The organism is Klebsiella sp. Ech2A (assembly GCF_030078455.1).
Classification (GTDB): Bacteria; Pseudomonadota; Gammaproteobacteria; order Enterobacterales; family Enterobacteriaceae; genus Klebsiella; species Klebsiella terrigena.
The window spans coordinates 1-9,126 of sequence record NZ_JAQGFU010000179.1; the positions used below are offsets into that span (position 1 = coordinate 1).

The window sequence follows — 9,126 nt, forward strand, 5'->3', positions numbered from 1 at the left end:
GGCACTGGGTGGTGGCCAGCTACTTTGGCCGTAGCGAAACGGCGCTCACCGAGGACGGCTGGTTTGATACCGGCGATATCGGCACCGTCGATGCGAACGGCTATCTGACGATTCAGGATCGGGCCAAAGATATCATCAAGTCCGGCGGGGAGTGGATCTCAACGGTGGAGCTGGAAAACATTGCCCTTGCCCACCCGGCTATCCGCAGCGCGGCGGCGATTGCCGCGCAGCATCCGCGCTGGGACGAGCGTCCGGTGCTGCTGTGCGTCAGGGCGGAAGGGGGAGAGGTCGAGGAGCAGGCGCTGCTGGCGTGGTACCAGCAGCGGGTGCCGAGATGGCAGGTGCCGGACCGCATCGTTTTCATTGATGCCCTGCCGGTGAGCGCCACCGGCAAGGTTCTGAAGAATCAGCTGCGAGCCGAATTCGGCCAGATACTGATGCGCGAGCCGCAGGATTAACGACCGGCCTTAAGCTTTTGATAATACTCTTCGTACAGGGTGCTGGCGCTGCCGACGTCGTTCTGCCATTCGCCTTTCTGGATGGTTTCCGCATCCGGGTAGAGCGACTTATCGTTGGCTACGCTCGGGCTGAGCATCCGGCGCGCGGCGAGGTTCGGCGTCGGATAGCCGATGGTCTCGGCAACCTGTTTGGCAACGTCCGGGCGCAGCAGGAAGTTAATCAGCTTCAGCGCGCCGTCGACGTTTTTGGCGTTGGCCGGAATCGACAGGCTATCCATCCAGAAGATGCCGCCTTCTTTCGGCCACACCACCTCCAGCGGCGTCCCGGCCTGGCGAGCGACGAACGCCGAGCCGTTCCATACCATACCGAGATTCACCTCCCCTTCCATATACGGGTTCGCCGGGTTATCCGAATTGAACGCCGCGACGTTTGGCATCAGCTTTTGCAGTTCGCTATACGCGGCGGCAATCTCTTTGGGATCGGTGGTGTTGCCGGAGTAGCCCAGCTTGCGCAGCGCAATCTGGAACACTTCCCGGGCATCGTCGGTCAGCAGCAGGCTGCTTTTGTACTCGTGCTTCCACAGGTCGGCCCAGCTGGTCACGGTTTTAGGGTCGATGGCGTCGCTGTTTACGCCGATCGCCGTGGCGCCCCAGATATAGGGAATGGAGTAGTCGTTATTCGGGTCGAACGGCTTATTCAGCATCTGCGGATCGAGGTTGCTGAAATTGGTCAGCTTGCTCTTATCGATCTTCTGCAGCATGCCCTCTTTGCGCATCTTATCGACGAAATAGGTCGACGGCACCACCAGGTCGTAGGCGCCGTCTTTGTAGGTTTTGAGCTTGGCGTACATGGTTTCATTCGACTCGTAGGTCGAATAGATAACCTTGATCCCGGTCTCTTTGGTGAACTGTTCCAGCAGGCCCGGCGGCACGTATTCGGTCCAGTTATAGAAATAGAGCGTTTTGCTATCGTCCGCGTGCGCGGCGCTCATCCCGACTGCCAGAGCACCCGCCGCGAGCAGGTGGCGTGACCATTTTTTCATTTAACGTCCCCTGGTTTAAGCCTGTTCAGCAGGCTATGGTAGTTGCCGGCCCGGGACGAGGCCCGAACCGGCTGCAGTAATCAGCCCCGTTTGGCTGAGCCTTTGGTGCCGTCGCGGGCAATGAGCTGGCTGGCGACAACCATCACCAGCGACAGAATCAGCAGGATGGTTGCCAGCGCGTTCACCTCCGGCGACACGCCCACTTTGACCATCGAGTAGATCTTCAGCGGCAGTATTTCGTAGCCCGGTCCGGTGACGAACGATGACACCACGACGTCATCCATCGATAGCGTAAAGCTCAGCAGCCATCCTGCCGCCACCGCCGGCAGCGCCAGCGGCAGGATTATCTTGCGCAAAATGGTCAGCTCGCTGGCGCCGAGATCCTTCGCCGCTTCCAGCATCCGCACGTCGAACCCCTTGAGCCGCGAAAACACCGTCACCACCACGAAGGGCAGGCAGAAGGTGATATGCGAGAACAGCAGCGACCAGAAGCCCAGCTGAATGCCAATCAGCATAAACAGCACCAGCAGGGAGATGGCCATCACGATATCCGGCGACATCATCACCACAAACAGCATTCCGCTGACGAACGGCTTACCGCGAAAGCGGTAGCGGTAGAGCGCGACGGCGGTCAGCGAACCGATCAGGGTGGCAAGGGTCGCCGACAGCACCGCCATAGTGAGCGAGTGCTGCGCGGCCTGCAGCAGGCTGTCGTTGTTCATCAGCAGGCTATACCAATTGGTGGTAAACCCCTGCCAACTGATGCCGAAGCGCGAACTGTTAAACGAGTTAACGATCAGAATAATAATGGGAATGTAGAGGTACGCGTAAATGGCGGTCATAAAACCGCCGCGCAGCAGTCGACCGATCATTCCAGCTCCACCTTGTTGTTAAGCAGCCTTGCCGCGCGCCAGTAAATCAGCAGCATCAGGCCCATCACGAGGGTTAACGTAATGCTGGTGGCCGCGCCAAACGGCCAGTCGCGAATATTGAGGAACTGGCTCTTAATGACGTTGCCGATCAGCAGGTTTTTCGCGCCGCCCATCAGGTCGGAGACGTAGAACAGCCCCATCGCGGGCAGCATCACCAGCAGGCAGCCGGCGATAATCCCCGGCATGGTCAGCGGGATGATAATGCGGATAAAGGTTTGCAGCCGGCTGGCGCCGAGATCCTTCGCCGCTTCCAGCAGCGGGCGATCCAGCTTCTCAATGCTGGAGTAGAGCGGCATCACCATAAACGGCAGCAGAATGTAGACCAGGCCGATAATCACCGCTGACGGGGTGTACATGATGCGCAGAGGCGTTTCAATAACCCCCAGCCACAGCAGAAACTCGTTGAGGTAGCCCCTGGTGCTAAGAAAGATCTTCAGCCCGTAGATGCGGATCAGCGAGTTGGTCCAGAACGGGACGATCAGCAGAAACAGCAGCAGCGGACGGACCTTTTCCGGCAGCCTGGCGAGAAACCAGGCAAAGGGGTAGCCGAGCAGCAGGCAGGCGAGCGTCGCCATCAGCGCCATATTCAGCGAGTGCAGCAGCACCGAGTAATAGAGCGGGTCCAGCAGGCGCGCATAGTTATCCAGCGTAAAGACCAGTTTGACGAAGTTCGCGTCGTCGCGGGTCAAAAAGCTGGTGCCGATAATCATCAGGTTGGGCAGGAAAACAAACAGCACCAGCCAGCCGACGATGGTGGCAATCACCACGCTTTGGAATTTACTGGTGTTCTTCATTAGCCAGTACAACCTCCCAGCTCTCGACCCAGTTGATGGCCATTTTCTGGTCAAGCGGGTGGTCAAAGTCGGGATCGTCCTCGTTAAAGAATTCGCTGACCAGCACCATTTTGCCGTTTTCCAGTTCGACCACCGATTCGAGGGTCATGCCTTTGTAATTGCGCTCGCGGATGTAGCCTATCAGGCCATCGGCTTCGCTGGCGTCGTGAACCTCATCGACGCGCAGATCCTCAGGACGCAGCATGACGTTCAGCGACTGCCCCTGCTCAACGGCAAAGTTAACGTAGATATTGCATTCGCGGCCCTCAACGCAGGCGCGGACGCGCTGCTCGTCGAGGCGCTCAATCACCGTCGCGCTAAAGATATTGATCTCGCCGATAAAGCTGGCAACAAACAGGTTCTTCGGCTCTTCATAAATTTCGCGCGGGGTGCCGTCCTGCTCAATTTTACCGTCGCGCATCACCACGATGCGATCGGACATCGTCAGCGCCTCTTCCTGATCGTGGGTGACGAAGACGAAGGTGATGCCGAGCTTGCGCTGGAGCGCTTTAAGCTCGTTTTGCATCTGCTTGCGCAGCTTGTAGTCCAGCGCCGAGAGGGATTCATCGAGCAGCAGCAGGCGCGGCTTGTTGACCACCGCTCTGGCAATGGCTACTCGCTGCTGCTGGCCGCCGGAGAGCTGGTGCGGCTTGCGCTGGGCAAACTCCTCCAGCTGCACCATGCGCAGGGCGTCGACGACGCGAGGCGCTATCTGCGCCGCCGGCGTTTTTTGCATCCGCAGGCCGAAGGCGACGTTTTCGAACACCGTCATATGCGGGAACAGGGCGTAGCTTTGAAAGACGGTATTGACGTGGCGGTTTTCCGCCGGAACGTGAGTGATATCGTGGTCTTCGAGATGAATGTGTCCGCAATCGACATTTTCCAGTCCGGCAATAAGGCGGAGAACGGTTGTTTTACCGCAGCCAGAAGGGCCAAGCAGAGTGAGAAACTCACCGTTATTGATGGTCAGATTCAGATCGGCGATAACCGTTTTGCCATCAAAGCTTTTACCAATTCCCGCCAGCTGAACCAGCGGAGAACGTGAACGCGGTTGTATATTCAATTTTTGACTCTGTCCCGTGTAGACGCAGCGGAAAGCTTACCGATGCGGGGTTTGTGGTTAACCACCTTTGGGGCTGCACATAATTAATAAGGGCAAGCATTCTACGGCAAAGGTTACCGATCGCCAATCCTTGTCGCCTGCAGATAGCCTACCTTTACAACATTACGCGAGTTAATGTATTAAATTCCCGTTTGCCGGGTTAAAAATGACCTGACGCAATATTTGTCTTTTCCGGCTTATCAATAATGTTGTCACAAAAGATGAGGGTGGCCACATGGATAAATTGCTTGAGCGTTTTTTACAGTACGTTTCTTTAGACACGCAGTCGAAGGCCGGCGTGCGTCAGGTTCCGAGCACGGAAGGGCAGTGGAAGTTGTTGCGCCTGCTGCAGGCGCAGCTGGAAGAAATGGGGCTGGTTAACGTGACGCTAAGCGAGAAAGGGACGGTGATGGGGACCCTGGCCGCGAACGCGGCGGGGGATATTCCGCCCATCGGCTTTATCTCCCACGTCGATACCGCGCCTGACTTCAGCGGCAAGCACGTCAGCCCGCAAATTGTCGAAAACTACCGCGGCGGCGATATCGCCCTCGGCATCGGCGACGAGGTGCTCTCGCCGGTGATGTTCCCGGTGCTGCATCAGCTGCTGGGGCAAACGCTGATCACCACCGATGGCAAAACGCTGCTCGGGGCGGACGATAAGGCCGGCATTGCCGAGATTATGACCGCCCTGGCGACGCTGAAGGCGAAAAATATTCCCCACGGCGATATCCGCGTGGCGTTTACCCCCGACGAAGAGGTGGGGAAAGGGGCGAAGCACTTCGACGTTGCCGCCTTCGACGCGCGCTGGGCCTACACCGTTGACGGCGGCGGCGTCGGCGAGCTGGAGTTTGAAAACTTCAACGCCGCCTCGGTGACCATCAAAATCGTCGGCAATAACGTTCACCCCGGCACCGCCAAAGGGGTGATGGTTAACGCCCTGTCGCTGGCGGCAAGAATTCATGCCGAAGTCCCGGCCGATGAGGCGCCGGAAACCACCGAAGGCTATGAAGGCTTTTACCACCTGTCGACTATCAAGGGCAGCGTTGACCGCGCCGAGATGCACTACATTATCCGCGATTTTGACCGCAAGCAGTTTGAAGCCCGCAAGCGCAGGATGATGGAGATCGCCAAAAAGGTCGGCAAAGGGCTGCATCCGGACTGCTATATCGAGCTGGTGATTGAAGACAGCTACTACAACATGCATGAAAAGGTGATGGCGCATCCGCACGTCGTGGAGATTGCCCGCCAGGCGATGGTCGATTGCCATATCGAACCGGAAATGAAGCCCATTCGCGGCGGCACCGACGGGGCGCAGCTCTCTTTTATGGGCTTACCCTGCCCGAACCTGTTTACCGGCGGCTATAACTACCACGGCAAGCATGAGTTCGTGACGCTGGAAGGGATGGAGAAGGCGGTCGAGGTTATTGTGCGGATCGCCGAGCTGACGGCAAAGCGGGGCGCGCAGTAGCGCCCGGCTAAACCGGGCTGCCGGCAGCGCGCCCGGAGCCCGTAGCCCGGCCCGCAGGCCGGGAAAGATAGCCTAGTCTTCGAAGAACCAGTAGCCGCTGTTGACCAGCGCCGCCAGCATCGCGAGGAACGACGGATCTTCCAGCGCATCGCCGAAGTGCTCCGCGTTGAGCGCCAGGTGCATGGCCAGCGCGTCGAGCGCCGGACGATGCGGGGAGTTAATCCTCTCGCCGTTGACGAACACTTCGCCGTCAATGCGCACCACGCGCAGCCCGCCGAGCCTCACCAGCCTGTCGCCCTGCTGCAGCGCGTCGTAAATTTCATCCGGCTGATACGGCGGCTCCGCAGGGGCCACGTCCAGCTCGTGACGGGACTGGGTAATAAACTCGCCATACCACTGTTTGAAATGCTCAGGCTGGTTAATCAGCTCCAGCATCATCTCGCGCAGGCGATCCAGCTCGACGGGTAAAATATCCGCCGGATGGTCGCGCGCCGGCACGTCAGGATCGGCGTAGCGCTGGCTGCCGAGCTCGCGCTGCAGGATATAGTCGGCAAAGCCGCTGAACAGCTCGCGGGCGTTCGGCGCGCGGTAGCCCACGGAATAGTTCAGCGAGTTTTCCAGCGAATAGCCTTCGTGCGGGAATCCCGGCGGAATATAAAGGATATCGCCCGGCTCCATCTCTTCATCGATGATCGCCTCGAACGGGTCAACCTGCAGCAGATCCGGATGCGGGCAGTGCTGTTTCATCGGCACCTTGTCGCCCACGCGCCAGCGGCGGCGTCCGGTCCCCTGAATAATAAACACGTCGTACTGATCGAGATGCGGGCCTACGCCGCCGCCGGGAACCGAGAAGGAGATCATCAGATCGTCGATACGCCAGTCCGGCAGGGCGCGGAACGGGTGCATCAGCGCTGCCGTCGGCTCGTGCCAGTTGTTGACCGCCTGCACCAGCAGCGACCAGTTGTTCTCGCTCAGGTGATCGTAGCTTTCGAACGGGCCGTGGCTGACCTGCCATTTTCCGTCCTGATGGCTGACCAGGCGGCTATCGACTTCGTTTTCCATCGCCAGTCCGGCCAGCTCATCCGGGCTTATGGGATCGACGAAATTGGCAAAGCCCCGCTTTAATACCACCGGGCGTTTTTGCCAGTAGCGTTCGATAAAGTCAGGCCAGTTAAGCGTTAATTGATAATCCATTTTTATATTCCACAGCAGGTGTCTGTTTGGGATTATACACGCCATCCCTCAAACTGCCTCTTTGTTGGCAGCGTTTGTTCGTCTGGTCACAGAGATCCGCGACGCCCGCAGGACGCAGGCGTCATTGGGGGAGAAGGGCGGTTAGCCTTCGCGCTCGTCGGGCAGCTGGCGGCCGAAAATCACCTCCATACAGGCGCCGCCGAGCAGGCTGTCGCCGGTAAGAATATTGCCATCGTACTGCTCGACGATATCGCGGGCGACGGCGAGGCCGACGCCCTGGCCGGGACGCAGCGTATCGGCGCGCTGTCCGCGATCGAACACCACGCTCCGCTGGCCGTGCGGGATCCCCGGGCCGTCGTCTTCGACCAGAATATGCAGGTAGTTATCGTTCGCCTGGCGGACGGAGACTTCAACAAACTCCAGGCAGTATTTACAGGCGTTATCCAGCACGTTGCCCATCACCTCCATAAAGTCGTTCTGTTCGCCGACGAAGCTAATTTCGGGCGAGATATCGAGGGTGATGTTGACCCCTTTGCGCTGATAGACCTTATTCAGCGCCGAGGTGAGGCTGTCGAGCAGCGGGGCAATAGGATACAGCTCGCGGCTGAGCAGGGTTCCGCCGCTGCGCATGCTGGCGCGGTGCAGGTAGTAGCCAATCTGCTGCGAGATGCGGCTGATCTGCTCGAGCATGACCGGCTCCGCGGCGTTGACGTCGATCTTTTCGCTGCGCAGCGAGCGCAGGGTGCTCTGCATCACCGCCAGCGGCGTTTTCAGGCTGTGGGTCAGATCGGTCAGCGTCGTGCGGTATTTGTCGTAGCGCTCGCGCTCGCTTTTCAGCAGGCGGTTCAGGTTGCTGACCAGCCGCGTCAGCTCCCGGGTGGTATTCGGGTTGAGCATTTCGCGGTGGTGCTCTTCCAGCTCGCGGACCTCTTTCGCCAGCGATTCGATGGGCCGCAGGCTCCACCACGCGGCGACCCACAGCAGCGGGATGACCAGCAGCAGATTGGCGGCCAGGACATAGATAAACCAGCTCCACACCATATAGGAGCGCTTGAGCTCCACCGGGATGGTGTCGACCACCACGATGCTCAGCTGCGGCATCTTGTCGGTCGCCGGATAGAGATTGATAGCCACCGAGTGGGTCATCTCGGAGCCATCGTCCTGCTGGCGCAGCGCGTCCAGCTCCTCCTGCACCTCATGATTATTACTCAGCAGCTTGCTGGTGCTGTCGACGTCGGATTCAATTTCGTGGAAGCCGTTGCTCTTCAGCCACTCCGGCTGAATGCGTTTGGTCAGCCACGGGACGTCGTGCTGGGTCCACAGCAGCTTGCCGTTAGCGTCGTAGATAAGGGTGACCGTCGGGCTCTGCATATTGAGGTTTTCGGGGATATCAACGTCGATGCGGTTGTTTTCCCACTTCGCCAGCATATAGAACAAATTGCTTTCGCCGCGCAGCAGGCGGAAGGTGGTTTTATCGAAGCTGACGCTATAGCCGACCAGCGCGACCATGCCGTAGGCCAGCGAGAGCACCAGCACCACGGCCGCCGTCGCCAGCAGAAAGCGGACGCGCAGGGAAAGCGGCAAGATATGCCGTAGCGGACCCTTCATCCGCGCAGTTCGAACAGATAGCCCTGGCCGCGCACCGTGGTAATCACGTCGTGCGGATACTGAGCCTGGATTTTTTTGCGCAGACGCCCCATCAGCACGTCGATGGTGTGGCTTTCGCGCAGCTCGGCGTCAGGATAGAGCTGCAGCATCAGCGAATCTTTGCTGACCACTTTGCCGCGGTTGCGGATCAGCGTTTCCATAATGGTGTACTCAAACGCCGTCAGCTTAATCGGCTGCTCGTTGACCGACAGCTCGCGCCGCGACAGGTCGACCTGGAAAGGCGGCAGGGAAATCACCTGCGACGCCAGGCCGCTGTTGCGGCGCAGCAGGGCCTGCATGCGGGCGGCGACCTCTTCGATATGGAAGGGCTTGGTGACGTAGTCGTCCGCGCCGGCGCTCAGCACCTCGACCTTATCCTGCCAGCCTTCGCGGGCGGTGAGCACCAGCACCGGCACCGACACCTCGTGGCTGCGCCAGCGGCGGATCAG

At 59.2% G+C, this 9,126-nt stretch carries 9 protein-coding genes; 2 read left to right on the forward strand and 7 right to left on the reverse strand.

Annotated elements, in window-relative coordinates; translation table 11 throughout:
- Positions 1-458: AMP-binding enzyme (locus PFH44_RS21945; protein WP_283826136.1), on the forward strand; the 458-nt coding region annotated here is incomplete at its 5' end.
- Here PFH44_RS21945 and potD read toward each other — a convergent pair.
- The 4 genes from potD to potA form a co-directional block, all read right to left on the reverse strand.
- Positions 455-1,501 carry a spermidine/putrescine ABC transporter substrate-binding protein PotD gene (potD, locus tag PFH44_RS21950; protein ID WP_283826137.1) on the reverse strand — a complete coding sequence of 349 codons (1,047 nt, stop codon included), beginning with the start codon at positions 1,499-1,501 and terminating at the stop codon, positions 455-457. The two genes, PFH44_RS21945 and potD, sit on opposite strands and share 4 nt — an antisense overlap.
- An 80-nt stretch (positions 1,502-1,581) precedes the next feature.
- Positions 1,582-2,373 (reverse strand): spermidine/putrescine ABC transporter permease PotC, encoded by a 792-nt coding sequence (gene potC / locus PFH44_RS21955; RefSeq protein WP_283826138.1) that lies wholly within the window; start codon positions 2,371-2,373, stop codon positions 1,582-1,584.
- A complete protein-coding gene (gene potB, locus PFH44_RS21960; RefSeq protein ID WP_045854867.1) occupies positions 2,370-3,227 on the reverse strand; it encodes a spermidine/putrescine ABC transporter permease PotB in 858 nt (285 codons plus the stop codon). The genes potC and potB overlap by 4 nt, the downstream gene beginning before the upstream one ends.
- The gene (gene potA / locus PFH44_RS21965; RefSeq protein WP_045854868.1) at positions 3,211-4,329 is read right to left on the reverse strand and encodes a spermidine/putrescine ABC transporter ATP-binding protein PotA; all 1,119 of its coding nucleotides are present in this window, start codon (positions 4,327-4,329) and stop codon (positions 3,211-3,213) included. The genes potB and potA overlap by 17 nt, the downstream gene beginning before the upstream one ends.
- A gap of 274 nt (positions 4,330-4,603) precedes the next feature.
- On the opposite strand from potA, the gene pepT reads away from it, so the two are divergent.
- Positions 4,604-5,836, forward strand: a complete 1,233-nt coding sequence (gene pepT, locus PFH44_RS21970; protein ID WP_283826139.1) for a peptidase T — start codon at positions 4,604-4,606, stop codon at positions 5,834-5,836.
- A 72-nt stretch (positions 5,837-5,908) separates the two neighbouring features.
- Here the strand turns inward: pepT and PFH44_RS21975 are convergent, their stop codons facing one another.
- From PFH44_RS21975 to PFH44_RS21985, 3 genes are all read right to left on the reverse strand, one after another.
- The gene (locus PFH44_RS21975; protein ID WP_133597522.1) at positions 5,909-7,030 is read right to left on the reverse strand and encodes a ribosomal protein uL16 3-hydroxylase; all 1,122 of its coding nucleotides are present in this window, start codon (positions 7,028-7,030) and stop codon (positions 5,909-5,911) included.
- 141 nt (positions 7,031-7,171) lie between these two features.
- Positions 7,172-8,638 (reverse strand): two-component system sensor histidine kinase PhoQ, encoded by a 1,467-nt coding sequence (gene phoQ, locus PFH44_RS21980; protein WP_283826140.1) that lies wholly within the window; start codon positions 8,636-8,638, stop codon positions 7,172-7,174.
- Positions 8,635-9,126: winged helix-turn-helix domain-containing protein (locus tag PFH44_RS21985; RefSeq protein WP_283826141.1), on the reverse strand; the 492-nt coding region annotated here is incomplete at its 5' end. The genes phoQ and PFH44_RS21985, both read right to left, overlap by 4 nt.

What these genes read in the sequence shown, in the direction of transcription:
- potB (WP_045854867.1), bottom strand. Translation starts at nt 3,227, where the DNA reads ATGAAGAACACCAGTAAATTCCAAAGCGTGGTGATTGCCACCATCGTC.
- pepT (WP_283826139.1), top strand. Translation starts at nt 4,604, where the DNA reads ATGGATAAATTGCTTGAGCGTTTTTTACAGTACGTTTCTTTAGACACG.
- PFH44_RS21975 (WP_133597522.1), bottom strand. Translation starts at nt 7,030, where the DNA reads ATGGATTATCAATTAACGCTTAACTGGCCTGACTTTATCGAACGCTAC.
- potC (WP_283826138.1), bottom strand. Translation starts at nt 2,373, where the DNA reads ATGATCGGTCGACTGCTGCGCGGCGGTTTTATGACCGCCATTTACGCG.
- phoQ (WP_283826140.1), bottom strand. Translation starts at nt 8,638, where the DNA reads ATGAAGGGTCCGCTACGGCATATCTTGCCGCTTTCCCTGCGCGTCCGC.
- potD (WP_283826137.1), bottom strand. Translation starts at nt 1,501, where the DNA reads ATGAAAAAATGGTCACGCCACCTGCTCGCGGCGGGTGCTCTGGCAGTC.